The organism is Streptomyces sp. CB01635, assembly GCF_002803065.1.
Lineage (GTDB): Bacteria > Actinomycetota > Actinomycetes > Streptomycetales > Streptomycetaceae > Streptomyces.
In genome coordinates, this window is record NZ_NNBL01000018.1 from 143121 (window position 1) to 169206 (window position 26086).

Below are 26086 nucleotides of genomic sequence, written 5' to 3' on the forward strand. Positions count from 1 at the left end.
CATCTCGTGCGACAGGCCGCCTTCGCGGGGCGGCCCGGGATCAGCGCTGCGAAGTCTGGTCGGTCGGCTCGGCGACCGGGCGCGCGTTGGTCACGTCGCCGGGGGCGGCCTTGATGGTGCGCTGAGCCGGGGGCTGCTCGTCGTTCTTCGGCGGGTCCGTGGGCGCGGTCTGCTGACCGTCGGACTTCATCGCCTTGGCCTCGCTCTTGAGGATGCGGGCCGACTTGCCCAGCGAGCGCGCCATGTCGGGAAGCTTCTTCGCGCCGAACAGCAGGACGATGACGACGAGGATCAGAATGATCTCAGGGGCGCCGATCTTTCCGAACATATGCGTTTACCTTCTCACCGAGGCGGCAGGGGCGGGGCTGCCGGTACAGGTCGGACTGATGTCCGACCACCGTGCTGGCAGCGATCGTATCCCGTGGGGGTGAACAGGGGGCAATCCCTCTGCGTACTCCCAGTTGCGGGCCGCGCCTCGCTCTTCGGGCCGCGTCTGGCAGCGTACCCGCCCGCCCCGACAACCGGACAGGCCACACGGGTAAAGCGCTTACCATCCCGTTGCGCACGTCACACGCGGTGCGGCTTACAGCAGTTCGCGGCTCGTGCGGGCCGCGCTGGTCGCCGCCCGCTCCAGGTCCTCCGCCGCGCGGTTGATCTGCTGTGTGGTGTCGGCGACTTGGCGCCCGAGGCGCTGGGCCTCGACAAAGACCTTGACCGCGAGTACGCCGAGCACGGCGAGTCCCACGAACCCCACAGCAATCGCCAGCATCGCCCAGAACATGCGCCGAGCCTAGACGGTCTGATGGAGGCGGAGCGTGCTCACCCCTCCACCGGTGAGGAGTTCGATGATGCGCTCCCCGGCCGGCTTGCGTACGGAGGCGCCGCACTCGGGGCAGGTGAACGAGTAGAACGTGGTGCGGCGGGTGGCGCCGATCGCCAGGCGCAGGGCCCCTGCGGAGAGTTCGAAGCGCTCACGGCAGTCGGGGCAGGCGGCCTTGAACAGCACCGGGCCCACCACCGCAGACAATCCACCCATTTCGACCATCCCAGACTTTTCAGAACTTCCCGAACTTCTGGCACCCCCCGGGCCGCACCGCGGTCAACGGCACGCCCACCCTTCTCACCGGACCGCGCGCATGAGGGTCGCCACAGACCCCGCCCGCGGCCAACGGCCCTACCCCTGCCCGTCGTACGCGGCCAGCGCCTCCCCGGCGGCCTGCCGCGCACTCTCGGCGACCCCGACCGGCGAGACGATGCGCCCGTCGCGGCCGAGCCGGAGCGCCAGCCGCTTCAGCGAGGAGGGGTCCGGCGTGCGCAGCGTGATCCGCAGGCCGCCGCCCGCCAACTCCTCGGCGCTGTCGTGCGGGTAGTACTCCGCGACCCAGCGTCCGCCAGGACCGACCTCGACCACGACCTCGGGGTCCTCGGCCGCGGGCTGCACGAGCCCCTCGGACAGGTCCCGCAGTTCGATCTGCGGCGGCGCGGACGCCTCGTCCAGGATCCGGATCTCGGCGACCCGGTCGAGGCGGAAGGTGCGCCGCGCCTCGGAGCGCCGGCACCAGGCCTCCACGTAGGTGTGGCCGACGCTCACCAGGCGGATGGGGTCGATCTCCCGCTCGGTGAGCTCGTCACGGGCCGGGGAGTAGTAGCGGATCCACAGCCGGCGCCGCTCCGAGATGGCCCGGTCGACGTCGGCGAAGACGCCGCCCTCGGACTCGAAGGTCACGGACAGCCGGGCGCTGGCCCCGGCCGCCTCGCCGGCCGCGGCCTCCAGCTTCGCGGTGGCCCGAAGCAGCGCGAGCCGGTCGCTCTCCCTGAGGCCGGGCAGCGTGGACACGGCGCGCGCGGCAACGAGCAGCGCCGTCGCCTCGTCGGCGGCGAGCCGCAGCGGCGCGGCAACGTCGTCCGGGTTGTGCCACCAGATGCGGTCGCCGTCCGTGTCGATGTCGAGGAGGTCGCCCCCACGGAAGCTCGTCCCGCACAGCGGCAGGATGTCGAGGTCCGAGATCAGCTCGTCCTCGGTGATCCCGAAGGCGCGGGCGACATCCCCGACGCGCGCTCCGGGGCGCTCCCGCAGATACGTCACGAGGGACAGCATCCGCCGGGTCTGGTCGATGGCGTTCGTGGCCATTGGTCCTCGTTCCCCTCAGCCCTTGGCCACGGCGCGCAGCCGGTCGACGACCTCGGCCCGCAGCTCGGCGGGTTCGAGTACGACCACGTCGGGTCCGAACTCGACCAGCCAGGCGTCGAGCCCGTGCCCGTAGGGAATCTCCAGCTCGTCCCAGCCGTCGCCGAGATCGCGTACGGCCGAGGCCTTGGCGCGCAGCGGATAGCCGGAGCCGGAGCGCAGCCTGATGAGGGCCGTGCGGTCGGCGGTCTCGCCGGCCCAGCTCGCGACGGTCTCGCGGACGGTCACGACGTCGGGCACGTCGGCGGTGAAACGGCCGGCGCGGGAGCGGACCTTGCCGGTGATGCGGGAGAGCCGGAAGACGCGTTCGGCACCGCGGTCGCGGTCCCAGCCGGCGAGATACCAGTGGCCGCGCCAGCATTCGAGCGCCCACGGCTCGACATGCCGCTGCTCGGGCCGCGCAGCGGTGGCCTTGCGGTAGTCGAAGACGACGGGCCGGCGGTCGCGGCAGGCCAGCATCAGCGGCTCGAACGACGCCTCGTGCGCCGGGATGCGTGGTTCGAGGGCGGAGTGCGCCTCGTAAGGGTCGACGTCCTCGGGCAGGCCCGCGGCCCGCAGCTTCTGCAGGGCTCCGCTGGCGGCGCCGGCGAGGCGGGCCTGCTGCCAGACCTTCGCGGCGAGGCCGAGCGCTGCGGCTTCCTCGGCGTCGAGGGTGACGGGCGGCAGCCGGTTGCTGTCGCGGCGGGCGAGGTAGCCGATCTCGCCGTCGAGGCTCTCCACGGTCGCGATGACCAGGCCGAGCTCGCGCAGGTCGTCCTTGTCCCGCTCGAACATCCGGTTGAAGCTGTCGTCGGAGCCCGCTTCCATGTAGGCCTCGATGGAACCGCGCAGCTCACGCTTGCTGAGCGGGCGTCCCGTCCCGAGCAGACACAGCGCCAGATTCATCAGCCGCTCGGCCTTCGCAATGGCCATCGACGCCCTACGTCCTCTCTTCGAGAGCCCCCTGGCTCTCCCCCATCCGAACGTCGACCGTACCGCTCCGGGGTGTCGTGGCAAAAGCCGAGGGCCCATGCCAGAAGGCATGGGCCCAGGGTTGACCGCTTGCGGTCACAGCCTGATCAGAGTGCGACCGCGTCGGTGACGATCAGACCGCGACCAGGTCGCAGACGAAGATCAGCGTCTCGCCGGGGGCGATCACGCCGCCGCCGGCACCGCGCTCGCCGTAGGCGAGGTGGGCGGGGATGGTCAGCCGGCGGCGGCCGCCGACCTTCATGCCCTGGATGCCCTTGTCCCAGCCGGTGATGACCTGGCCGGCGCCGAGCTGGAACTCCAGCGGGTTGCCGCGGTTCCAGGAGGCGTCGAATTCCTCACCGGTGGAGAAGGCCACGCCCACGTAGTGGACCTTGACGTAGTCGCCGGCCTTGGCGACAGCGCCGTCACCCTCCCAGATCTCCTTGATCTCCAGGTCAGCCGGCGGCTGGCCCTCGGGGAAGTCGATCTCGGGCTTCTCGATGCTCACGTCTCTTGCTCCTGCTGCTAAACGGTTGGGCAACCCGGACAGTCTTGCATCCCGCAGGGTCAGGACGTGGCCAGGATGTCGACGACGAACACGAGCGTCGAGTTGGCCGGGAGCGTGTCGCCCTTGGCCTCCTTGCCGTACGCCTGGTCGGCGGGGATCACCAGGAGGACGCGGTCGCCCACGTGCTTGCCGACGAGACCCTTGTCCCAGCCCGGGATGACCTGGCCCTGGCCGATCACCGTGGTGAAGGGCTGGCCGGTGTTCCACGACGAGTCGAAGAGCGTCGCCTTCGGCTTGCCCTCGTTGATCTTCCAGGCGGCACCGCTGTACTGCATGGTGACCGTCTTGCCGCTCTTGACCTCGGCGCCCTTGCCCTGGATCAGGACCTGGTCGACCAGCTTCTTCGGCGGGTCGTTCTTCGGCACGGAGATCGTCGCGGGCTCCGGCTTGTCGGCCTTGATCTGCGGCAGGTTCGACGGGATGGGCGCCTGCGTGCCCGTCACCATCTTCGGGGTGACCTTGCCGACGTCGATCGCGAAGACCAGCGTGTCGGTGCCGGTGACGCCCGCCTGCTGGTTGCCCTGGCTGCCGAAACCGGCGGCGGGCGGCGCGACGACGAGGACGCGGCTGCCCTCCTTCTGACCGACCAGGGCGTCCGCGAACGCCGGGATGACGGACTTCGAACCCGCGGTGATCAGCTGCGGGCTGCCGCCCGACTGGTAGGAGCTGCCGAGGTCCTTGCCGCTCTTCCAGACCTTGCCGGTGAAGTTCATCGACACCAGGTCGTCCTTCTTGACCACGGCGCCGTCACCCTGCGACAGCGTGTGCACGACGAACTTGCCGCTCGGCTCGGCCTTCGGCACGGTGATCGTGGCCTGCTTGCCGAAGTCGCCGCTGATCTCCGGCATGGGCGACGCCGAGTCGACGGGCTTGGGCGCGGCCGCTTCGGCCTTGGGCGAGGCGGACGCCGAATCCGCCTTGTCCGTGTCGCTCTTCTTGTTGTCATCACCCCCGCACGCCGTCGCGGTCAGCGCCAGAGCCGGGACGATGAGCAGAGCAGCAAGTCGGCGTCGCACAGTGATCCTCAGGTTGCGGGTTACGTGAGTACGGTTCAGCCACTGTAGGCCCTCCCGTCCCTCACCCGGGGTACCGCACACGCACCAAAGGGCCCCGTACACGGATCATGTACGGGGCCCCGGGCGACGGTGAGCCGGTCGTCCTACATTCCGGCGATCAGCTTCTCCACCCGGTCGTCCACCGACCGGAAGGGGTCCTTGCACAGCACCGTCCGCTGCGCCTGGTCGTTCAGCTTCAGGTGCACCCAGTCGACCGTGAAGTCACGGCGCTGTTCCTGGGCCCTGCGGATGAAGTCGCCCCGCAGCCTCGCGCGCGTGGTCTGCGGCGGCACCGACTTGCCCTCGAAGATCTTGAGGTCATTGCAGATGCGGGCCGCCTGTCCCTTCCTCTCCAGAAGGTAGTAGAGGCCCCTGCGGCGGTGGATGTCGTGATACGCGAGGTCTATCTGCGCGACCCGCGGATGCGACATGGTCATGTTGTGCTTGGCCCGGTACCGCTCGATGAGCTTGTACTTCATCACCCAGTCGATCTCGGTGCCGATCCGGTCGAGGTCCTCGGCCTCGATCGAGTCGAGAACGCGGCCCCACAGTTCGAGGACCTGCTCGACGGTGCCGGTGCGGATCCCGCGGCGCTCGCAGAAGTCCACGGCCTTCTCGTAGTACTCGCGCTGCACCTCGAGGGCGGATGCCTCGCGGCCACTGGCCAGACGCACCTTGCGCTGACCGGTGATGTCGTGGCTGACCTCGCGGATGGCCCGGATCGGGTTCTCCAGTGTGAGGTCACGCATGACCGTGCCCGCCTCGATCATGCGGAGCACGAGGTCGGTCGCGCCCACCTTGAGGAGCATCGTCGTCTCGGACATGTTCGAGTCGCCGACGATGACGTGCAGGCGCCGGTAGCGCTCGGCGTCCGCGTGCGGTTCGTCGCGGGTGTTGATGATGGGGCGGGAACGCGTGGTCGCGGAGGACACGCCCTCCCAGATGTGCTCGGCACGCTGGCTCACGCAGTACACGGCACCGCGCGGAGTCTGCAGCACCTTGCCCGCGCCACACAGCAGTTGCCGCGTGACCAGGAACGGAATGAGGATGTCCGCGAGTCGCGAGAACTCCCCGTGACGGGCCACCAGATAGTTCTCGTGGCAGCCGTAGGAGTTTCCCGCCGAGTCGGTGTTGTTCTTGAAGAGATAGACGTCGCCCGCGATTCCCTCCTCGTGCAGGCGGCGTTCGGCGTCGACGAGCAGGCCTTCCAGAATGCGCTCGCCCGCTTTGTCGTGCGTGACCAACTCGGTCACGTTGTCACATTCAGGAGTTGCGTATTCCGGATGTGACCCGACATCGAGATAGAGGCGGGCGCCGTTCCGCAGAAAGACATTGCTGCTGCGGCCCCATGACACGACACGGCGGAAGAGGTACCGCGCCACCTCGTCAGGAGACAGGCGGCGCTGTCCCCTAAACGTACATGTGACGCCGTACTCGTTCTCCAGCCCGAAAATGCGGCGGTCCATGAGTGAACATTACGCCTGATGCCCTGTGCTGAAACCGGGTTCGACAGCACCGTTTCGATCATTTTCCGATGAGCCCGCGACACGCCCGGCGCCACGGGGAGCTGCGAGGACCCCTCCGGTGGCGAGGAGCACGAGCAGCGCGGCCACCCCGGCCGCTCCCGGAACGGCGAAGCCCCACACCGTACCGCCCCACTCGACGACCGGTCCGGCCACGGCGGTTCCGACCGACGTACCCACCGTGAACGTCGTCACGAGCCACGAGAACGCCTCCGTCACCGTGCCCCGCGGCGCATGCCGGTCCACGATGATGAACGCGCACGCGATCGACGGGGCGAGGAACACACCCGCGAGCGCCGTCAGCGCCGTCATCGCCACGACGCCCGGCATCAGCACCAGCGGCACGTAGAAGAGGGCCAGCAGGGCCACCAGCCACCGCAGCCGCCGCTCTGGGACGCCGGCCCACTGCCGCGCCCCGTACACGGAGCCACCGGCCAGCGCGCCCAGCCCGAGCGCCGCCATCAGCCAGCCGTACGTCACGTCACCGCCGTGCCCGTCCGCGTACGAGACACCCGCCACCGTGATCGAGCCCAGCGCCGTCCCGATGAACAGGAACGCACCGAGGAGCGCCAGGAGTCCCGGCGAGCGCAGGGCGCCCAGCCAGTGCGCCTCACGCGGCGCCGAGCGCCACGCGCGCGACGGCTGCGACACCACCACCGAGAGCGCGCCGAGCACACCGACGACGTTCAGGACGACGAGCGCGGCCTGCGCCGACCACAGGGACACGCACACAGTGACGAGCAACGGCCCGACGGTGAACATGACTTCCTGCGCCACGGCGTCCATCGCGTACGCGGTGTGCACCTGATCCTCGCGCGGCAGCACATTCGGCCACAGCGCGCGCAGTCCGCCCTCGAGCGGCGGCGTGAACAGGCCGGCCGCAGCCACCGCGACGTACGCGAGCGCCGGTGATCCGGTCCCGGCGAAGGCGAAGACGGTCATGGCGAGTGCCGACGCCAGCGCCGCCGGGAGCTGCACTCTCGGCTGCCCCCGCAGGTCCACGAGCCGGCCGAGCAGCGGCTGCCCCACCGCGTTGGCGACGCCGTACACCGCGGCGAGCGCCCCGGCCAGGCTGTACGTGCCGCCCTCCGCGCGGACGAACAGCACGATCGCGATGGCGGCCGTCGCGTTCGGCAGCCGCCCCACCAGGGTGCCCACCAGCAGCCGCGTCGCGTGCCGCGCCTTGAGGATCTCCGCATATCCCGCGGCCATCGCCCGCCCTCTCGCCGCCCCGAGGCGCCCTAAGTTTTACGTATAACTTCGAGGGTCATACGTACCATGTCCGCAGGCCACGGGTCCACCCGAAGGCCCCGCCACACACCCCACGGAGGCATAAGTGACGACCGGGTCAGACGAGACGGCCCCCGCGCGCCCCACCAGCCGCGACGTCGCCCGCGCCGCCGGAGTCTCCCAGGCCGCCGTCTCCCTCGTGCTCGGCGACAAATGGCGCGGCCGCGTCGCCGAAGCCACCGCCGAACGGGTCCGCACCGCCGCCCGCGACCTCGGCTACCGCCCCAACCTCGCCGCCCGCAACCTGCGCCTCGGCCGCACCCGCACCGCCCTCCTCGTGGTCCCCGCCCTCACCAACGAGTTCTTCGCCGGCGTCTACACCGGCGCCGCCCGCGTCGCAGCCCAGCACGGCTTCGGCGTCGTGCTCTACCCCTCCCCCGAAGGCATCGGCCCCGCCCGCGACCCCTTCGACTCCGCACGCGCGGCCCTCGACGGCGTACTCGCCTCCTCCATGGCCTCCGACGCCGTCACCGCCATCCGCGGCGACGGACTCCCCCTCGTCATGCTCGACAGCGACCCCGACGACACGGCCACCACCGGAGCCGCCACCGTCAACCTCGACATCGCCGACGGAATGCGCCAGGTGACGGACCATCTGCTCGCCCTCGGCCACCGCCGGTTCCTGCACCTCGCGTCCGCCGTGCCCTCCTGGACCTTCGACGTACGCGCCCACGAACTCGCCGACCGCACCGCCCGCGTCCCCGACACCCACGTCCACACCGTGCACTCACACCTGACAGTCGAGGCAGCCCGCACCGCCGCACAGGCCGCACTCACCGCCCCCGGCCCCCGCCCCACCGCCATCGTCTGCGACGACGACAAACTCGCCACCGGCGCCTACAAAGCCGCCCGCACACTGGGCCTGCGCATCCCCGACGACCTCTCCGTCACCGGCTTCGACGACCTCTCCCTCGCCACCGCCGTCGAACCCGAACTCACCACCGTCCGGCTCCCCGCGGAACTCTTCGGCGAGCGAGGCATGGCCGCACTCCTCGCCGTCCTGGACGGCCGCGCCCCGGAAACCACCGCACTCCCCGTCGAGTTGGTCGTCCGCGGCTCCACAGCCGCGCCCGCCCGCTGATACAACGAACGGCGCCCCGACCACTACTGCGATCGGGGCGCCGCACACTTCAGCAGGAAACCCTGCTCACTCCTCGTCGTCGGACTCCGCGTCCCCGCTCTCCACCGGCTCCGCGGACGTCGCCGCACCGGCCTCGAGCAGCCGCGACAACTGCGGCCCGACAATGCGCTTGAACTTCCGCTGCTGCGGGCGCGTGCGGTCAAGAACCGCCACCTCGAGCCGCTCCGCGGGGATCTCCCGCTCACTGCCATTGGTGTCCCGCGACAGCGCCTGCACCGCCAGCTTCAACGCCTCCGCGAGAGTCATCCCGTCCCGGTGGCGCTGATCCAGATAGGTGCTGATCTGCTCCGCGTTACCCCCGACCGCGACCGAGCCGTGCTCGTCGACGATCGAGCCGTCGTGCGGAAGGCGGTAGATCTGGTCGCCCTCGGGCTCGGACCCGACCTCGGCGACCACCAGCTCCACCTCGTACGGCTTCTCGGCGCTGCTCGAGAAGATCGTGCCCAGCGTCTGCGCGTACACATTCGCCAGGCCACGCGCCGTCACATCGTCGCGGTCGTAGGTGTAACCCCGCAGGTCGGCGTAGCGCACACCGCCGATCCGCAGATTCTCGTACTCGTTGTACTTACCGGCGGCCGCGAAACCGATCCGGTCATAGATCTCGCTGAACTTGTGCAGCGCACGGGACGGGTTCTCGCCGACGAACACGATGCCATCGGCGTACTGCAGCACAACCAGGCTGCGACCGCGGGCGATGCCCTTACGGGCGTACTCCGCCCGGTCGGCCATGGCCTGCTGGGGTGAGACATAGAACGGCGTCGACACCGGCTGACCGTCCCTTTCTGTCAGTGACTCAGTGACTCAAGTCTGCGGCGAATACGGGCCAGTCAGAGAAGCGCGGCCCGCGGGCCGTCGGGCTGCTCCAGCCGGCGCTCCAGGATGGAACGGGCGATCTCCGAACCCTCCTCATCGGTGATCCTGCGGAACCCGTCGTCCGTGATCACCGTGACGATCGGATAGATCCGGCGCGCCACATCGGGACCACCCGTCGCCGAGTCGTCGTCCGCCGCGTCGTAGAGCGCCTGCACGACCAGCGTCGTCGCCTCCGACTCCGTCAGATCGTCGCGGTAGAGCTTCTTCATGGCCCCACGCGCGAAAATCGAACCGGAACCCGTCGACGCGTACCCGTGCTCCTCGCTCCGCCCGCCCGTGACGTCGTACGAGAAGATGCGGCCCTTGCCGCGGTCCACGTCGTACCCCGCGAACAGCGGCACCACGGCCAGGCCCTGCATGGCCATGCCGAGGTTCGACCGGATCATGGTCGAGAGCCGGTTCGCCTTGCCCTCCAGCGACAGCTGGGCGCCCTCCACCTTCTCGAAGTGCTCCAGCTCCAGCTGGAAGAGCTTCACCATCTCCACGGCCAGACCGGCCGTACCGGCGATGCCCACCGCCGAGTACTCGTCCGCCGGAAAGACCTTCTCGATGTCGCGCTGAGCGATCATGTTGCCCATGGTGGCCCGGCGGTCACCGGCGAGGACCACACCGCCGGGGAACGTGACGGACACGATCGTCGTCCCGTGCGGCGCCTCGATCGCACCCTTCACCGGCAACGCGCGGTTCCCGGGCAGGATTTCAGGCTGGTGCACGGCCAGAAAGTCCACAAAGGACGACGACCCGGGCGTCAGGAAGGCAGCTGGTAGACGCCCGGTGCTACGAGTGTTGGCTTCCACGCGATTCCTTCCACGTAGGCGGCGGCCCGCCTTATGGCATCGGGCCGATCCTTGAACTGCCCCAGGGCTGCGTTGCAGCTGAAGCACAGTACGCCACGGACCCTACCCGTCTCGTGGCAGTGATCCACATGTGCCGCCGGTGCGGCCAGGCAGATGCAACAGATGCCCATCTGTGAGGCGATCAACTCATCTCGCTCGACTTCGGTGATGCCGTACTTGCGCTTGAGATGGTCCCCCCGCCCCTGGATGGCGCGGCACGCCTTGCAGCGCGTCGAAAGGCCGTCAGAAGCAGTGGCGTTGCGATGCCAATCGCTGTGCGGTTCGACCACTCCGCACGTCCGGCACAGCTTGTGCCCGGGCGGGACATGCACGCTCTCCCGCACCGTCTTGCCGATGGCCTCCCGGCGGCGCCGGTAATGCGCGGCACTGTATTCGGCTACGCATTCCCGGCAGCGCGGCTGGAGTCCGTCCCGTCGGTTCCTGTCTGCGGCGAACGACTTATGCGGCAGCGTTCGCCTGCACCCGCTGCACCACTTGTCGAGCGAGTCCGGCATGCCCGTTATTGACCGCCTTTTTGCACAAATGAGCGCACGAAATCCTCGGCATTTTCCTCGAGTACATCGTCGATCTCGTCCAGCACGGAGTCCACGTCGTCGCTCAGCTTCTCCTGGCGTTCCTTGAGGTCCTCGGAAGCCTGCGCGTCCTGCGCCTGCTCCTCGACCTCCTCGGTGGAACGCGTCGCCTTCTGCTGTCCGCCGCCGGTGTCCTTGGTCGCCATCTACCTCACCCCGCTCGGTTCGACGTTCTTGATCAGACCCTACAAGCCGGGTCCGACATCGGCCCCGCAGTTCGTCCAACGTGCGAGGCCCACCCATGTGATTCCCCTGCCGCCGGCTTTTCAGCCTCCGGACAGCACCCGGACCAGATCTTCGGCCGTGCGGCACCGGTCGAGCAGCTCCTTCACGTGATTACGCGTTCCGCGAAGGGGTTCGAGGGTTGGGACGCGCTGCAGGGAGTCACGGCCGGGGAGATCGAAGATCACCGAGTCCCATGAGGCCGCGGCGACGTCGTCCGCGTACTGCTCGAGGCAGCGCCCTCGGAAGTACGCCCTGGTGTCCTCCGGTGGCTTCGTACGGGCCCTCTCGACCTCCGACTCGTCCAGGAGCCGCTTCATCCTGCCGCGGGCCACGAGACGGTTGTACAGGCCCTTCTCGGCCCGTACGTCGGCGTACTGCAGGTCGACGAGGTGGAGCCGGGCGGCGTCCCAGTCGAGGTTGTCGCGGCGGCGGTAGCCCTCCATGAGCTGCCGCTTGGCGACCCAGTCGAGCTCTCCGGCCAGGCTCATCGGGTCGGTCTCCAGGCGGCCGAGTACGTCCTCCCAGCGGGTCAGGACGTCCTTGGTCTGCTCGTCGGCGTCCGCTCCGTAGCGCTCCTCGACGTACTTCCTGGCCAGCTCGAAGTACTCCATCTGGAGTTGCACCGCGGTGAGTGTGCGGCCGCTGCGGAGGGTGACCAGGTGTTGCAGGCCGGGGTCGTGGGAGACCTGGTGGAGGGTGCGTACGGGCTGGTCCACGGCCAGGTCGACGGCGATGAATCCGTCCTCGATCATGGAGAGGACCAGGGCCGTCGTGCCCAGCTTGAGATAGGTGGAGATCTCGGAGAGGTTCGCGTCGCCGATGATCACGTGCAGGCGGCGGTACTTCTCCGCGTCGGCGTGCGGCTCGTCCCTGGTGTTGATGATGGGGCGCTTGAGGGTCGTCTCCAGTCCGACCTCGACCTCGAAGTAGTCCGCGCGCTGGCTGAGCTGGAAGCCGTGCTCGTGGCCGTCCTGGCCGATGCCGACGCGGCCCGCGCCGGTGACGACCTGGCGGGAGACGAAGAAGGGCGTCAGGTGGCGCACGATGTCCGAGAAGGGGGTCTCCCGCTTCATCAGGTAGTTCTCGTGCGTGCCGTAGGAGGCGCCTTTGTTGTCGGTGTTGTTCTTGTAGAGGTGGATCGGCTGGGCGCCGGGGAGCTGGGCGGCGCGCTCGGCGGCCTCGGCCATGATGCGCTCGCCAGCCTTGTCCCACAGGACGGCGTCCCGCGGGTTGGTGACCTCGGGGGCGCTGTATTCGGGGTGTGCGTGGTCGACGTACAGGCGGGCACCGTTGGTGAGGATGACATTGGCCAGGCCGATGTCCTCGTCGGTGAGCTGGCTGGAGTCGGCGACCTCACGGGCGAGGTCGAAGCCTCGCGCGTCGCGCAGCGGATTCTCCTCCTCGAAGTCCCAGCGGGCGCGGCGCGCCCGGTGCATCGCCGCCGCGTAGGCGTTGACGATCTGGGATGAGGTGAGCATGGCATTGGCGTTGGGGTGGCCGGGGACGGAGATCCCGTACTCCGTCTCGATGCCCATTACTCGCCGTACGGTCATGCGGCCCTCCTTGCCCGGCGGCGCCCCCGTTCGGGGGCGGCGCTCAAGTACCGCTGGTTCTCCAGTGCGCGTGCGGTGCCCGTCCCCGCGCTGCGCGACTCGGCGGTACCGAAGAGCCTAGAACGCCTATGCGCCGGTGGGGAGATCATTACCGTCATTGCTGTCGCTGTGCCTGCGAGTCGGCCGTTGCCGGGAAACCGGAAAGTCGGCCGGAATTGTTGCCTGGAAAACAGTCGGCTGCGGGTACCCGGTAGAGGCACCCGCAGCCGCCCTGCCTTTTACAGGTACTGCCCGGTGTTCGCCACCGTGTCGATGGAGCGGCCGGTGTCTGCGCCCTGCTTTCCGGTGACGAGCGTACGGATGTAAACGATCCGTTCGCCCTTCTTACCGGAGATGCGAGCCCAGTCGTCCGGGTTGGTGGTGTTCGGCAGGTCCTCGTTCTCCTTGAACTCGTCCACGCAAGCCTGGAGGAGGTGGGAGACCCTGAGGCCCTTCTGGTTGTGTTCGAGGAAGGCCTTGATGGCTGCCTTCTTGGCGCGTCCGACGATGTTCTCGATCATGGCGCCCGAGTTGAAGTCCTTGAAGTACAGGACTTCCTTGTCGCCGTTGGCGTACGTGACCTCGAGGAAGCGGTTCTCCTCGCTTTCCGCGTACATCTGCTCCACGGCGGTCTGGATCATTCCGTGGACCGTGCTGGCGCGGTCGCCGCCGTGCTCTCCGAGGTCGTCGGAGTGCAGCGGGAGGCGGGCGGTCAGGTACTTGGCGAAGATGTCCTTGGCCGCTTCGGCGTCCGGGCGCTCGATCTTGATCTTCACGTCGAGTCGTCCGGGCCGCAGGATCGCGGGGTCGATCATGTCCTCACGGTTGGAGGCGCCGATCACGACCACGTTCTCCAGGCCTTCCACGCCGTCGATCTCGGCGAGCAGCTGGGGGACGATGGTGTTCTCCACGTCCGAGCTGACGCCGGATCCACGGGTGCGGAAGAGGGATTCCATCTCGTCGAAGAAGACGATGACGGGTGTGCCCTCGCTGGCCTTCTCACGCGCTCGCTGGAAGACGAGGCGGATCTGCCGCTCGGTCTCGCCGACGTACTTGTTGAGCAGTTCGGGACCCTTGATGTTGAGGAAGAAGCTCTTGCCCGTGGCCTGTCCGGTCACTTCCGCGACCTTCTTGGCAAGGGAGTTGGCCACTGCCTTGGCGATCAGGGTCTTGCCGCAGCCGGGAGGCCCGTAGAGCAGGACGCCCTTGGGCGGCCGCAGCTCGTGCTCCTTGAACAGGTCCGGGTAGAGGTAGGGGAGCTCGACCGCGTCGCGGATCAGTTCGATCTGGTTGCCCAGGCCGCCGATCTGCTCGTAGCCGATGTCCGGGACCTCTTCGAGGACGAGCTCTTCGACTTCGCTCTTGGGTACGACTTCGTAGACATAGCCGGATCGGGGTTCGAGCAGGAGGGCGTCGCCGGGGCGGATGTTGATGTCGAGGAGAGGTTCGGCGAGCCGGACCACGCGTTCTTCATCGGTGTGCCCCACCACCAGGGCGCGCTCGCCGTCCTCGAGGATCTCCTTGAGGGTGACGATGTCGCCGACGCTCTCGTACTCCATGGCCTCGACCACGTTGAGCGCTTCGTTGAGCATCACTTCCTGGCCGCGCCTGAGCTCTTCGAGCTCCACGCTGGGGCTCACGTTCACCCGGAGCTTGCGGCCGCCGGTGAAGATGTCGGCGGTACCGTCCTCGTTCGCCACGAGGAAGACTCCGAAGCCGGCCGGCGGCTGTGCGAGCCGGTCGACTTCCTCCTTGAGGGCCACGATCTGGTCGCGGGCCTCCCTGAGCGTGTTGGCGAGCCGCTCGTTCTGTGCGGACACGCCGGCCAGGTTGGTCTGCAGCTCGACGATCCGCTCTTCGAGAATCCTCGTATGACGCGGAGAGTCGGCGAGCTTGCGTCGCAGGACGGCGATCTCCTGCTCAAGATAGGCAATCTGACCGGCGGGGTCGTCGGACCCTCTTCCCGGGCGGATGCCGCGGTTCATGTCGTCGTCGTGGGCTGCCACGGTCCTCACCTCCTCCAAGGGGAGCTGGACGCTTCCAGACCCTACCTGGGTGGGTGTCGATTGAAACCCCTAGATCAAAAAGACGATGGGGGTGTGTCCGATCTTCACCCTTGCGCTCTCCCTCACGCCAGGGGAATACCCACCCAACATGATTGGGAAGCGGGCGGTTGTAGGGTCGAAGTGTTCAACACCCGTCGGAGCTGGCCCGACTTGCTGGTACGCGGGGCGGTTCGAGGCAGGAAACGGCAGGAGATATGAGCGTGCAGCAGGAGGCCGGATCCGGCATCGACAGCGGTGTCGCCCTTGAGGTGTGGATCGACCAGGACCTCTGCACCGGCGACGGGATCTGCGCGCAGTACGCGCCGGAGGTCTTCGAGCTGGACATCGACGGACTGGCCTATGTGAAGGGCGCGGAGGACGAGCTGTTGCAGGCGCAGGGGGCCACCACCCCGGTGCCGCTGCCGCTGTTGAACGATGTCGTGGACTCCGCGAAGGAGTGCCCGGGCGACTGCATTCATGTACGTCGTGTTTCGGACAGGGTGGAGGTCTACGGTCCTGACGCGGAGTGACCGCGAGGTTCCTGGGCGTCACTCGACGTAGGGAAGGGCCAACGAAAGGGGCCCGTGCCGCCGTTCCCGGCGGGCACGGGCCCCTTTCGTATGGTGCGCGTCAGATGCTGCGGGCCTCCGCGGGAGTGGAGCGCACGAACGCGTCGCCCTTCCACTGCCACTTGGCCTTGTCCTGGGTGTCGGGGCAGCAACTGGGGACGGCGGCGCTGGAGTAGCCGAGGAGCGTGGCGGTGACGGCCTTGTCGCGTACCGCTACGTCGTCGGCGGTGAGCCGGTCCTTCGGGTCGACGAGGGTGGCGACGATGCGCGGCGCGGCGTTGGCCTCGTGGGGCTGGGTGAGGACGTAGACGCCGTTCGGCGGGGTGCCGGAGCCGGCGTCGCAGCGGACCACGGCGACGGTTTCCGGCCTGCCGTCACCGTCGAGGTCCCCGGTGGCCTTCTTCACCACGAGGATCTTGGCGGGGCCGCACTCGAGCGGGAAGTGGACGGCGGCCGGGTCGGGCGGTGCGGCGGTGGTTCTGGTGCCGACGGACTGTGTTGCCGGCTGGGCCGCGGTGGCCGCGCCGGGCTGCAGGAACGAGGAGACCGCGACGACGGCCGATACGGCCGCGGCGGTCGCGAGCCAGTGGATGGGGCGGGTGGTTGTGTGCGCCAGTTCCGGGACGGCGGGGTGCTGCACTAGGAGTGTCTCCTGTGAGGGCTGTGCCGGTGGGGGTGGCCAGCATCGTGCCATACCTCACACCGTGGGGGAACGTCAGGGTCCGCTGATTCTCAGCTTCCTCACGTGTCCTTGCCGTATCGTGCGCGCCACTTCTCAACGAACGGGCGCCGCCGTCGAGTTCCCCCGATATGCGGGGAACTCGACGGCGGCGCCTGTGCGTTGTCTCGGGTGTTCGGGTCAGCGCCCGGCGTTGCCGCCGTCCGCGTTCGGGCCCGAGTAGTCCTCGCCGTACGCGCCCTTGGCGGGGCGACGGCGGCGCATGGGCGGCTCGACGCCGTCCGCGAGGCGGCGGGCGGTGAGGAGGAAGCCGGTGTGGCCGATCATGCGGTGGTCCGGCCGGACGGCCAGGCCCTCGACGTGCCAGTTGCGGATCATCGACTCCCAGGACGTCGGCTCGTTGAAGCAGCCGATCTCGCGGATGGACTCGACGGTCCGTGCGAGCTGGGTGGTGGTGGCGACGTAGCAGCAGAGGATGCCGCCGGGGACGAGGGCCTTGGAGACGACCTCGAGGCACTCCCAGGGGGCGAGCATGTCGAGGATGACGCGGTCCACGTCGGCGTCGCTCAGGTTGTCCTGGAGGTCGCCGACGGTGAGCTGCCACGCGGGGTGCGAGCCGCCGAAGTAGCGCTCCACGTTCTGCGTGGCGATCTCGGCGAAGTCCTCGCGACGCTCGTAGGAGTGCAGCATGCCCTCGTCGCCGATGGCGCGCAGCAGGAAGCTGCTCAGCGAGCCGGAGCCGACGCCTGCCTCGACGACGCGTGCGCCGGGGAAGATGTCGGCGAAGGCCAGGATCTGCCCCGCGTCCTTGGGGTAGACCACGGCGGCGCCGCGGGGCATGGACAGGACGTAGTCGGGGAGCAGGGGGCGCAGCGCGAGGTAGGCGACGTTTCCGGTGGTGCGGACAACGCTGCCCTCGGGAGCACCGATCAGCTCGTCGTGCGGGAAGGAACCCTTGTGGGTGTGGAAGTTCTTCCCGGCCTCGAGCGTGAACGTGTAGTGGCGGCCCTTGGGGTCGGTCAGCTGTACCTGGTCCCCGACCTTGAAGGGCCCGCGTCGGCGGGCGGCACCGGTCGGTTCGGACATGTGACCAGCCTACCGGTCCGCTGGGGGCCCGCGGACCAGGGGCGCGGGGGTGCGGGCCCGGTCAGGAGGGGCGGGCCATGGCCTTGACGAAGGCGCGCTCCACGTCGGCGGCGGACAGGACGCCGTAGATGGCGCCGCTCTCCTCGACGACGAGGTACTCGGTGGCGGGGGTGGCACGGAGGGTGTCGAGGAGTTCCTCGCCGGCGAGTTCCGCGGAGACGCGCATGCCGTCGGTGAGGTCCTGGGCGAGGCCGCTCACCGCGACCCAGGGGCGGCGGTGTTCCGGTACGCCGACGATGGCGGCCTCGCGGACGAGGGACCTGGGTTCTCCGTCGGCGTCGACGATGACGAGGGCGCGGGCGCCCGCCTCGTTGGCGCGGCGCAGGGCCTCGGAGAGTGGGGTGGCGCTCTCCACGGGGACGGCGCGGCGGGTGAGGGTGCGGGCGCGCAGTTCCGGGAGGTGTTCGCGCAGGCGGGCCATGCGGAGGCTGTTGCCGGCGCCGGTCCAGATGATCGCGGCGAGGATGGCGGCGAGCAGGGCGTCGGTGACGGTGTCCATGCCGCTGACGTCCGCGGGGCCTTCGCCGAGGGCGCCGGACTGGGTGAGCAGGGGCAGTCCGAGGAGGACGGTGACGGCGAGGGCGCGGCCGACCCAGGCGGCGGCGACGGTGCCGCTCATGGGCTTGCCGGTGATCTTCCAGACGATCGCGCGCAGCATGCGGCCGCCGTCGAGGGGCAGGCCGGGCAGCAGGTTGAACGCGGCGACGATGAGGTTGGAGATCATCAGTCCCGCGAGCAGGACGCCGGGCACGGTGCCGGGTTCCACGGCGAGCATGCCGAGGTAGAAGACGCCGGCCAGGACGAGGGAGAGCAGAGGTCCGACGAAGGCGAGCACGAACTCGCGTCCCGGTGTCTCGGACTCCTTCTCGATCTCGGACACGCCGCCGAAGAACTGCAGCTGGATGCGGCGCACCGGCAGCTTGAAGCGGAGCGCGGCGACGGTGTGCGCGAGTTCGTGGACGAGTACGGAGGCGTAGAACGCGACCGCGAAGAAGAGGGAGACGAGGTAGCGGGCGGCGCCGAGTTCGGGCAGGACGTGGTCGAGCTGGCCGCCGAAGACCCAGGTGATGAGGGCGGCGACGAGGAACCAGCTGGGCGCGACGTAGACGGGGACGCCGAAGGGGCGGCCCATGAGCAGTCCGCCTCGGGGTTCGGGTGCCTTGGTGGGGCGGCGGCCGCTTGTCGCGGGGGTCCGGGCCGGGGGCTCGGGGTCGGCCGGGCGCGTGTCGTCGCCGTCGGCGGAGGCGGGCTCGGTGAACGGGTCCGGGCCGGGGGCGGTGTCAGGCGCGCTGTCGGAGGTCTCGCTCGGGTCGGCCGGGGTGGTGTCCTCGCCGTCGGCCGGGGCGGCGGGGTCGGGGTGTTCCGTGTGCGGGGGCTCTTCCGGGTCCTGGGGCGCGTGCGGCACGGAGTTCGCTCGGGCCGCGCCGTTCACGGGTGTTGGGGGCACGGGGGGCGTGGGGCCGGGGCGGGCGGCCTGGTGGTCGTCCGTCGTGCCGCTGCCGGGCTGCGGCCGGCCGCTGTCGTCCACGGTGATCCCTCGGTCCCCTCGTTAGAAATCCCTCGCTCCTGCCGTTGCACGATCATGCAGGGCGAGGGGGTCTGCCGTCGATGGTATGCGTCCGGTGTGGCGCGGCCCTCGCCGACTCCCCTGCGGCGCCGCAGGGCTCCGCTTCCCAGGACGCCCGTGACGCGTTCGTACCTGACTGTCAGTGGCTGCCCGTAAGGTCTGTCGTCATGGAAACCAGCACCGAAGGGGCCGCCGCGGCCGCTCGCCCTGCGTCGCTCTCGCCGTCGCGCGCGAGCGACTTCATGCAGTGCCCGTTGCTCTACCGGTTCCGGGTGATCGACAAGCTGCCCGAGAAGCCGAGCGAGGCGGCGACGCGCGGCACGCTGGTGCACGCCGTGCTGGAGAGACTGTTCGACGCGCCCGCGGGCGAGCGGACGGCCCCGCGGGCCAAGTCGCTCATTCCCGGCCAGTGGGATCGGCTGCGTGAGGTGAAGCCGGAGCTGGCCGAGCTGTTCGCGGACGACGGCGAGGGCGAGCGGATGGCGCGCTGGCTCGGCGAGGCGGAGCAGCTCGTCGAGCGCTGGTTCACGCTGGAGGACCCGACGCGTCTGGAGCCCGCCGAGCGGGAGCTGTTCGTCGAGGCCCAGCTGGACTCGGGCCTGAAGCTGCGCGGCATCATCGACCGGGTCGACGTGGCGCCGACGGGCGAGGTCCGGATCGTCGACTACAAGACGGGCAAGGCCCCGCGCCCCGAGTACGCGGAGGGCGCGCTCTTCCAGATGAAGTTCTACGCGCTGGTGGTGTGGCGCCTGAAGGGGGTCGTGCCGCGGCGGCTCCAGCTGGTCTATCTGGGCAGCGGTGATGTACTGACGTACGACCCGGTGGTGGCGGACCTGGAGCGGGTGGAGCGCAAGCTGCACGCGCTCTGGGAGGCGATCCAGCTGGCCACGGAGACGGGCGAGTGGCGGCCGCGCCCGACGAAGCTGTGCGGTTGGTGTGACCATCAGGCGGTTTGCCCGGAGTTCGGTGGGACTCCCCCGCCGTATCCGCTTCAGATCGGGGTGCCCGGGTCGGAGAGCAGCTAGCAGGGCAGAATGGGCCGGGACTACCTAAGGAGAGTTACGTGGCGATCCGCGTCCTACTGGTCGACGACCAGCCGCTGCTCCGTACCGGGTTCCGGATGATTCTGGAGGCCGAGCAGGACATCGCGGTCGTCGGCGAGGCCGGAGACGGCCTGCAGGCGCTCGACCAGGTACGTGCCCTGCAGCCCGATGTGGTGTTGATGGACATCCGTATGCCGCGGATGGACGGTGTCGAGGCGACCCGGCAGATCACGGGCCCCGGACGGGACGGTCCGGCGAAGGTGCTCGTCCTGACGACGTTCGACCTCGACGAGTACGTGGTGGAGGCGCTGCGCGCCGGCGCCAGTGGCTTCCTGCTGAAGGACGCTCCGGCCAATGAGCTGGTGCAGGCGATCCGGGTGGTCGCGGCGGGCGAGGCGATGCTCGCGCCGAGCATCACGCGTCGGCTGCTCGACAAGTACGCGGACCATCTGCCGTCCGGCGACGAGCCGGTGCCCGACACACTGCACACGCTGACCGAGCGTGAGGTCGAGGTCCTCAAGCTCGTGGCCCGTGGCCTGTCGAACGCGGAGATCGCGGCGGATCTGTTCGTCAGTGAGACGACGGTGAAGACCCATGTCGGCCATGTGCTGACGAAGTTGGGGCTGCGCGACCGCGTGCAGGCGGCGGTGTACGCGTACGAGAGCGGTCTGGTGCGTCCCGGCGCCCAGTAGGAACGGCAACAGCTCAATGACCAGGCCGGTGGCCGCCTCCCGCGAAAGGAGGCGGCCACCGTTCTGTTACTCGGTGCCCTTGCTGATCTCCCAGAAGCGGAACACGGTCGACGCGTCGAGGCACGACTCCAGGCCGTAGACGCTGTCACGGACGACGGCGTACTGCTTGGCCTGCCAGACGGGCAGGACCGGCAGCTCGTCGGCGACGATGTTCTGGAGCTGCTCGAAGTCCCGGTCGGTGGAGGCCCGGTCGCTCTGCGCCCCGGTCTCCGGGATGATCTTCCCGGTGATGGTGCTGTTGGTGTAGTTGTTCCCGAGCACGTTGCCGGCGCCGAAGAACGGCTGGGTGAAGTTGTCGGGGTCCGGGTAGTCCGGGACCCAGCCCTTCACGTACACGCCGTACTTGCCGGTCTTGATGTCCTTCTCGTACTGGCCGAACTCGATGGACTTCATGTCGGCTTCGAACAGGCCGCTCGCGTTGAGCTGCTTGGCGACGGCCGCGAGTTCCTGGTCGGTGGCGGGGCCGTAGCGCGAGGGCGTCGACCAGAGGGTGATCTTCACCTTGCCGGTGATGCCGTCGGCACGCAGCGCGGCGCGGGCCTTGGCGGGCGACGGGTGGGCGCCGTAGGTGTCGAAGAAGGCCGTGTTGTGGCCGCTGATGCCCGCCGGGATGATCGAGTACAGCGGGGTGGCGGTGTCCTGGTAGACCTCGTCGACCAGGGCGTCCCGGTCGATCAGGTAGGCCATGGCCTTGCGCACGGACAGGCGTCCGGCGACGGGGTCCTTCATGTTGAAGACCAGGTGCTGGACCTCGGCGCTGGTGCCCTCGACGACGTCCATGGGCTTGCTCGTCGAGGTGGAGTTCTCGATGCCGGCGATGTCCTTGGCGGCGAGTCCGCGGTAGGCGAGGTCGATGTCGCCGCCGACGAGGGCCTTCTTCAGTCCCGCCTGGTCGCCGTGGAAGAACTTGATGGTCATGCCGGAGTTCTGGACCTTCGCGGTGCCCTTGTAGTCCGGGTTGACCGAGAAGACGGCCTTCTTCTTGTCGAAGGAGTCCAGCTTGTAGGGGCCGGAGCCGACGGCCTTGCCGTCCGTGCGCAAGCCGTCCATGGAGTAGGCGGCGTGGTCGACGATGGATCCGGCGCCGGACGCGATCTTGCTGGGGAAGGTGGCGTCCGCGTGCTTCAGCTTGAAGACGACCGTCTTGGCGTTCGGCGTCTCGACCTTGTCGAGCATGGGGAACATGATCGCCGGGCCGGCGTCGTCACCGATGTTCATCATGCGGTCGAAGGAGAACTTGACGTCCTTCGAGGTGAGCTTGTGGCCGTTGCTGAACGTGAGGCCGTCGCGCAGGGTGCAGGAGTAGACGCGGGTGCCGGAGTCCGTGAAGGAGCACTCCTTGGCGGCTTCGGGTTCCGGCTCCGTGCTGCCCTTGGGGAAGCTCAGGAGCGACTGGAACACGTTGTTGAACAGCAGCCACGACCCCGGGTCGTAGCCGGACGCCGGATCGGTGGCCTGGATGTCGTCGGACATTCCCATGACCACGGCCCCGCCCTGCCCGGCGGCATCGCCCTGGTCGGTGCCGCAGCCGGCCAGCAGGGCCGCGGTGAGTCCCGTCCCGAGGGGCAGGACCAGCCACTGGTTGCGCATTCTCACGTACGTGCCTTGTCGTCAGTGGTGCGGAAATCGGGCGAGCCGGCCGCCCTTGACGGGAAGGCCGGCTCGCGCTGGGATCAGCCGCTCACTCCGCGGCCGAGCTCCCAGAGCTGAAGGATCGAGGAGGAGCTCAGCGCCCACTCGACTCCGGTGATGTCGTCGCGGGCGGCGACGTACTGCTTGCCCTGCCAGAGCGGGAGGACCGGCACGTCGTCGGCGACGATGTTCTGGATGCTCGTGAGGCTCTTGGAGGCGGTCAGCCGGTCGGCCTCACGACGGGACTCGGGGATGAGCTGGTCCCGGATCGTGCTGTTCGCGTACGGGGACGCGAGGAAGTTGTCCTTGTCGAGGAACGGCGCGATGAAGTTGTCGGCGTCGGGGAAGTCGGGGAACCAGCCGAGGCCGTAGACGTCGTACTTGCCCTTGAGTTCGGCGGCGCGGTACGTGTCCCAGGCGTCGCCCTTGATGCCGACCTTGAACAGGCCGCTGGAGTTGAGCTGCTGCTTGAGCAACTCGAACTCCCGCTTGGTGGCGGAGCCGTAGTGGTCGGTCGTGTAGTGCAGGGTCAGCTTCACCGGCGTGGTGATGTCGGCCCGGGAAAGGATCGAGGCGGCCTTGGAGCGGCTCGGCTCGCTGTACCTGTTGAAGAACGAGTTCGTGTGGCCGGTGATGCCGGCGGGCACGAGCGAGTAGAGCGGCTCGGCGGAGGTGCCGTAGACGTCGGCCGTGAGCTGGCCGCGGTCGACGACCTGGGCCATGGCCTGGCGGACGGCCTTGCTCTTGACCACGGGGGCGCTGGTGTTGAATCCGAGGTAGCGGATCTCCATGCCCGGCATCTCGACCAGGTTGATGTTCTTGCTCGGGTTGTCCGAGAGCCGCTTGATCTGCTCCGGCGACATGGTGCGCGTCATCATGTCGACGTCGCCCTTTTCGAGGGCCTTGCCCATGGCGTCGGCATCCGCGAAGGAGACCAGCTCCACCTTGTCGTTCTTCGGCTTCAACTGCCCCTTGTAGTGGGGGTTCTTGGTGAAGACGGCCTTGACGAGGGTGTTGTTCTTGACCTGGGCGTCGAGGGTGTACGGGCCGGAGCCGTCGACCGAGAAGCCGTTGCGCAGCTTCCCCTTCGTGTAGTCGTCGGGGTTGACGATGCCGGCGGTGGGTGTGGCCAGCTTGTACGGGAAGGTGGCGTCGGGGCTCTTCAGGTGGAAGATGACCTCGTTGCGGCCCTTGGTCTCGATCGTGTCGACGCTGGAGAGCAGCGCGGAGGAGCCACTGTCGCTCTTGATGCCGAGCACACGGTCGATGGAGAACTTCACGTCCGAGGCGGTGACGGGGGTGCCGTCGGCGAACGCGAGGCCCTTGCGCAGGGTGCAGGAGAAGCGCTCGTTGCCGGTGTCGGTGAAGCCGCAGGTCTGGGCGGCCTCGGGCACCGGCTCGCCGCCGCCGCGCGGCATGGCCATCAAGGTCTGGACGGTCTGGCGCAGCACGTTCCAGGAGCCCGCGTCGTAGGCGTACGCGGGGTCGAACGGGGCCGGGACCGCCTTCGAGGCAACGAACCGGTCGGTGGTACCGACGGCGATCGGGTTGCCGTCCTTGCCCCCGCTGTCGGACCCGCCGCAGGCGGCGAGCACAGGCGCGAGCAGGCCGATGACGGCCGGCAACACCAAAGTCTTGCGGTTCATGCTCGAAGTTCTCCAGAGCTGTCGATCCCGTGGGCCCGGCAACGGGGGTGGTGTCGACGGGACACGAGGGGTTACGGCGATGTTCTCGCCACGAGATTAGTGCGCATGGCGAAGGGTCCCGAAGGGGCCGGAGCCACGACTTCATCACGCTGCGAAACCGGGCGTGGACACACCGATAACCCCACAGGGGTCTCTTCGGCTCAGGGTCCGACCAATCGGGACACAAGGTCACTCGGGGTGGAGTGGGGGGTGGGGCCGCAGCACAGGTCCGTGTACCTGTCGACCCCACATCGAGTGGGAAAGGTCACATGCTCAACTGGGTTGATGGGCGCTGCATTTCGGCCACGCGCGAGCGGTGTTACCGAAGGTTCAGTAGCCCATCAGGCCATGTAGGAAAGGCAGGTTGACGTGTTCGAGCGAGGGGACGACGGTGCGCCGGTGGGCGGGTGCGATCGGGGCGACGGAGGGTACGGCGACCACATGACAGCCGGCCGCCTCGGCGGCGGCGACACCGGTCGCGGTGTCCTCGATGACGGCACATCTGGCCGGATCCGCACCAAGACCCGCGGCCGCGAGCAGATACGGGTCGGGGTACGGCTTCGTCCGCTCGACCTCGTCACCTGCGACGGTGAGCGCGAAGTGCTCGGGACCGAGCGAGGTCAGGACCCGGTCGATGATGCGCCGGTGGGAGGCGGACACGAGGGCCATGGGCACCTCGTGGGCGGCGAGTTCGGCGAGCAGCCGCGCGGCGCCCGGCATGAGCGGCAGGACGCTGCTGATGCGCTCCTCGAAGCCGTCGTTGAGCAGCACGGTCAGCTCTGGGAGCGTGATGTCCGCGCCGGTCGCCTCGATGAGGAAGCCGGCACTGCGGGTCATGGGGCCACCGACGACGACTTCGCGCCACGCCTCGTCGAGCGCGTGCCCCAGCGACCCGAAGACGGCGACCTCGGCGTCCCACCAGAAGCCTTCGGTGTCCACCAGAGTGCCGTCCATGTCGAGGAGCACAGCCTGCAGGGCGGAGCCTTCGGCCGTTCGGGTACCGAGAGCGGGGACCGTACTGGTCATCCGGGCACACCTCCGTGAGGGACGAGAAGGCCGGCTGCCTCCTTTTGACGGGAAGGCAACCGGCCTGCACTGGACCGACCAGTGTACGTCGCATACGGATCAATGCGCGCGACGACGTCTCCGGGGCGCCCGCCGCGCCGCGCTACCGCGCGTTGAAGTACTTCGCCTCCGGGTGGTGGATGACGATCGCGTCCGTGGACTGCTCCGGGTGGAGCTGGAACTCCTCGGAGAGCTGGACACCGATGCGCTCGGGCTCCAGGAGCTGAGCGATCTTGGCGCGGTCCTCGAGGTCCGGGCACGCTCCGTAGCCGAGCGAGAAGCGGGCGCCGCGGTACTTCAGCGCGAACATGTCCTCCATCTCGGAGGGGTCCTCGCCGGAGAAGCCCAGCTCGGAGCGGACGCGTGCGTGCCAGTACTCGGCGAGCGCCTCGGCCAACTGGACGGACAGGCCGTGCAGTTCGAGGTAGTCGCGGTACGAGTTCGACTCGAAGAGCCCCGCGGTCGCCTCGCCGATCCGGGAGCCGACGGTGACAACCTGGAGGCCCACGACATCGGTCTCGCCCGACTCCTCCGGACGGAAGAAGTCCGCGAGGCACAGGCGGCGGCCGCGGCGCTGGCGCGGGAACGTGAAGCGGGTGCGCTCATTGCCCTGGTCGTCGAGGATGATCAGATCCTCGCCCTTGGACACGCACGGGAAGTAGCCGTAGACGACGGCCGCTTCCAGCAGGTTCTTGGTGTGCAACTCGTCGAGCCAGCCGCGCAGGCGGGGGCGGCCCTCGGTCTCCACGAGCTCCTCGTACGTGGGCCCGTCACCGGTGCGCGCCTGCTTGAGGCCCCACTGGCCCTTGAACAGGGCGCCCTCGTCCAGCCAGGACGCGTACTCCTTGAGCTGGATTCCCTTGATGACGCGGGTGCCCCAGAAGGGCGGCTCGGGGACCGGATTGTCGGTGGACGTGTCGGAGCGTGCGGGCCCCTCTTCGGGCCGCTCCTCGATCTGTACGCTGCCCGCCTTCACCCGGCGCTGCTTGAGCTCCGGCAGTGTCGCACCCGGCACGCCCCGCTTGACGGCGATAAGGGCATCCATCAGACGCAGGCCCTCGAACGCGT

At 69.0% G+C, this 26086-nt stretch carries 26 protein-coding genes; 4 read left to right on the forward strand and 22 right to left on the reverse strand.

Annotated features, from left to right (window positions below):
• Positions 1 to 40: 40 nt before the first annotated feature.
• The 9 genes from tatA to CG723_RS32710 all read right to left on the reverse strand — a co-directional run bounded on the left by tatA (position 41) and on the right by CG723_RS32710 (position 7497).
• Positions 41 to 328, reverse strand: coding sequence for a Sec-independent protein translocase subunit TatA (gene tatA / locus CG723_RS32670; protein ID WP_100597107.1), 288 nt, complete (start codon positions 326 to 328; stop codon positions 41 to 43).
• Positions 329 to 583: 255 nt separating this feature from the next.
• Positions 584 to 781 (reverse strand): hypothetical protein, encoded by a 198-nt coding sequence (locus CG723_RS32675; protein ID WP_100597108.1) that lies wholly within the window; start codon positions 779 to 781, stop codon positions 584 to 586.
• Between the two features lie 9 nt (positions 782 to 790).
• Complete coding sequence (locus CG723_RS32680) at positions 791 to 1036, reverse strand: hypothetical protein (RefSeq protein WP_199841987.1); 246 nt, start codon at positions 1034 to 1036, stop codon at positions 791 to 793.
• 138 nt (positions 1037 to 1174) lie between these two features.
• Positions 1175 to 2131: a helix-turn-helix transcriptional regulator gene (locus CG723_RS32685; protein WP_100597110.1), complete on the reverse strand. Its 957-nt coding sequence runs from the start codon at positions 2129 to 2131 to the stop codon at positions 1175 to 1177.
• A 15-nt stretch (positions 2132 to 2146) separates the two neighbouring features.
• Positions 2147 to 3100 (reverse strand): helix-turn-helix transcriptional regulator, encoded by a 954-nt coding sequence (locus CG723_RS32690; protein ID WP_100597111.1) that lies wholly within the window; start codon positions 3098 to 3100, stop codon positions 2147 to 2149.
• A gap of 172 nt (positions 3101 to 3272) precedes the next feature.
• Entirely contained in the window at positions 3273 to 3647 is a 375-nt protein-coding gene (locus tag CG723_RS32695; RefSeq protein ID WP_100597112.1) for an FKBP-type peptidyl-prolyl cis-trans isomerase, read from the reverse strand.
• Positions 3648 to 3706: 59 nt separating this feature from the next.
• Complete coding sequence (locus tag CG723_RS32700) at positions 3707 to 4723, reverse strand: FKBP-type peptidyl-prolyl cis-trans isomerase (RefSeq protein WP_100597113.1); 1017 nt, start codon at positions 4721 to 4723, stop codon at positions 3707 to 3709.
• 143 nt (positions 4724 to 4866) lie between these two features.
• The gene (gene pafA, locus CG723_RS32705; RefSeq protein WP_100597114.1) at positions 4867 to 6228 is read right to left on the reverse strand and encodes a Pup--protein ligase; all 1362 of its coding nucleotides are present in this window, start codon (positions 6226 to 6228) and stop codon (positions 4867 to 4869) included.
• 9 nt (positions 6229 to 6237) lie between these two features.
• Positions 6238 to 7497 carry an MFS transporter gene (locus CG723_RS32710; protein WP_100597115.1) on the reverse strand — a complete coding sequence of 420 codons (1260 nt, stop codon included), beginning with the start codon at positions 7495 to 7497 and terminating at the stop codon, positions 6238 to 6240.
• 124 nt (positions 7498 to 7621) lie between these two features.
• Here CG723_RS32710 and CG723_RS32715 point away from each other — a divergent pair, with 124 nt between their 5' ends.
• A complete protein-coding gene (locus tag CG723_RS32715; RefSeq protein ID WP_100597116.1) occupies positions 7622 to 8656 on the forward strand; it encodes a LacI family DNA-binding transcriptional regulator in 1035 nt (344 codons plus the stop codon).
• 66 nt (positions 8657 to 8722) lie between these two features.
• On the opposite strand, the gene prcA is transcribed toward CG723_RS32715, so the two are convergent.
• The 6 genes from prcA to arc form a co-directional block, all read right to left on the reverse strand.
• Positions 8723 to 9481 carry a proteasome subunit alpha gene (prcA, locus tag CG723_RS32720; protein ID WP_100597117.1) on the reverse strand — a complete coding sequence of 253 codons (759 nt, stop codon included), beginning with the start codon at positions 9479 to 9481 and terminating at the stop codon, positions 8723 to 8725.
• Positions 9482 to 9543: 62 nt separating this feature from the next.
• A complete protein-coding gene (gene prcB / locus CG723_RS32725; protein WP_100597118.1) occupies positions 9544 to 10386 on the reverse strand; it encodes a proteasome subunit beta in 843 nt (280 codons plus the stop codon).
• Positions 10338 to 10940: an endonuclease VII domain-containing protein gene (locus CG723_RS32730; RefSeq protein WP_100597119.1), complete on the reverse strand. Its 603-nt coding sequence runs from the start codon at positions 10938 to 10940 to the stop codon at positions 10338 to 10340. Before CG723_RS32730 ends, prcB begins: the two co-directional genes overlap by 49 nt.
• 5 nt (positions 10941 to 10945) lie before the next feature.
• A complete protein-coding gene (locus CG723_RS32735) occupies positions 10946 to 11164 on the reverse strand; it encodes a ubiquitin-like protein Pup (RefSeq protein WP_016325855.1) in 219 nt (72 codons plus the stop codon).
• A 120-nt stretch (positions 11165 to 11284) separates the two neighbouring features.
• Positions 11285 to 12796 carry a depupylase/deamidase Dop gene (gene dop, locus CG723_RS32740; RefSeq protein ID WP_351256679.1) on the reverse strand — a complete coding sequence of 504 codons (1512 nt, stop codon included), beginning with the start codon at positions 12794 to 12796 and terminating at the stop codon, positions 11285 to 11287.
• A gap of 278 nt (positions 12797 to 13074) precedes the next feature.
• The gene (gene arc / locus CG723_RS32745) at positions 13075 to 14841 is read right to left on the reverse strand and encodes a proteasome ATPase (RefSeq protein WP_100597121.1); all 1767 of its coding nucleotides are present in this window, start codon (positions 14839 to 14841) and stop codon (positions 13075 to 13077) included.
• A gap of 254 nt (positions 14842 to 15095) precedes the next feature.
• On the opposite strand from arc, the gene CG723_RS32755 reads away from it, so the two are divergent.
• Complete coding sequence (locus CG723_RS32755; RefSeq protein ID WP_100597123.1) at positions 15096 to 15410, forward strand: ferredoxin; 315 nt, start codon at positions 15096 to 15098, stop codon at positions 15408 to 15410.
• A 100-nt stretch (positions 15411 to 15510) separates the two neighbouring features.
• On the opposite strand, the gene CG723_RS32760 is transcribed toward CG723_RS32755, so the two are convergent.
• The 3 genes from CG723_RS32760 to CG723_RS32770 all read right to left on the reverse strand — a co-directional run bounded on the left by CG723_RS32760 (position 15511) and on the right by CG723_RS32770 (position 18802).
• Entirely contained in the window at positions 15511 to 16089 is a 579-nt protein-coding gene (locus CG723_RS32760) for a hypothetical protein (RefSeq protein ID WP_100597124.1), read from the reverse strand.
• A 219-nt stretch (positions 16090 to 16308) separates the two neighbouring features.
• Positions 16309 to 17214 (reverse strand): tRNA (adenine-N1)-methyltransferase, encoded by a 906-nt coding sequence (locus CG723_RS32765; RefSeq protein WP_100597125.1) that lies wholly within the window; start codon positions 17212 to 17214, stop codon positions 16309 to 16311.
• A 61-nt stretch (positions 17215 to 17275) separates the two neighbouring features.
• Positions 17276 to 18802: a site-2 protease family protein gene (locus tag CG723_RS32770; RefSeq protein ID WP_199841988.1), complete on the reverse strand. Its 1527-nt coding sequence runs from the start codon at positions 18800 to 18802 to the stop codon at positions 17276 to 17278.
• A 206-nt stretch (positions 18803 to 19008) separates the two neighbouring features.
• Here CG723_RS32770 and CG723_RS32775 point away from each other — a divergent pair, with 206 nt between their 5' ends.
• Together CG723_RS32775 and CG723_RS32780 are read left to right on the forward strand one after the other, a co-directional pair.
• Positions 19009 to 19866, forward strand: coding sequence for a RecB family exonuclease (locus CG723_RS32775; RefSeq protein WP_100597126.1), 858 nt, complete (start codon positions 19009 to 19011; stop codon positions 19864 to 19866).
• Positions 19867 to 19904: 38 nt separating this feature from the next.
• Positions 19905 to 20576 carry a response regulator gene (locus CG723_RS32780; RefSeq protein WP_018535046.1) on the forward strand — a complete coding sequence of 224 codons (672 nt, stop codon included), beginning with the start codon at positions 19905 to 19907 and terminating at the stop codon, positions 20574 to 20576.
• Positions 20577 to 20642: 66 nt separating this feature from the next.
• Here CG723_RS32780 and CG723_RS32785 read toward each other — a convergent pair whose 3' ends face one another.
• The 4 genes from CG723_RS32785 to CG723_RS32800 form a co-directional block, all read right to left on the reverse strand.
• Positions 20643 to 22232 (reverse strand): ABC transporter substrate-binding protein, encoded by a 1590-nt coding sequence (locus tag CG723_RS32785; RefSeq protein WP_100597127.1) that lies wholly within the window; start codon positions 22230 to 22232, stop codon positions 20643 to 20645.
• 77 nt (positions 22233 to 22309) lie between these two features.
• Positions 22310 to 23914 carry an ABC transporter substrate-binding protein gene (locus tag CG723_RS32790; RefSeq protein ID WP_100597128.1) on the reverse strand — a complete coding sequence of 535 codons (1605 nt, stop codon included), beginning with the start codon at positions 23912 to 23914 and terminating at the stop codon, positions 22310 to 22312.
• Positions 23915 to 24283: 369 nt separating this feature from the next.
• Positions 24284 to 24979 (reverse strand): HAD family hydrolase, encoded by a 696-nt coding sequence (locus CG723_RS32795; RefSeq protein ID WP_100597129.1) that lies wholly within the window; start codon positions 24977 to 24979, stop codon positions 24284 to 24286.
• Positions 24980 to 25121: 142 nt separating this feature from the next.
• On the reverse strand, positions 25122 to 26086 hold a 965-nt coding region (locus CG723_RS32800), incomplete at its 5' end, for a vitamin B12 dependent-methionine synthase activation domain-containing protein (protein ID WP_324905762.1).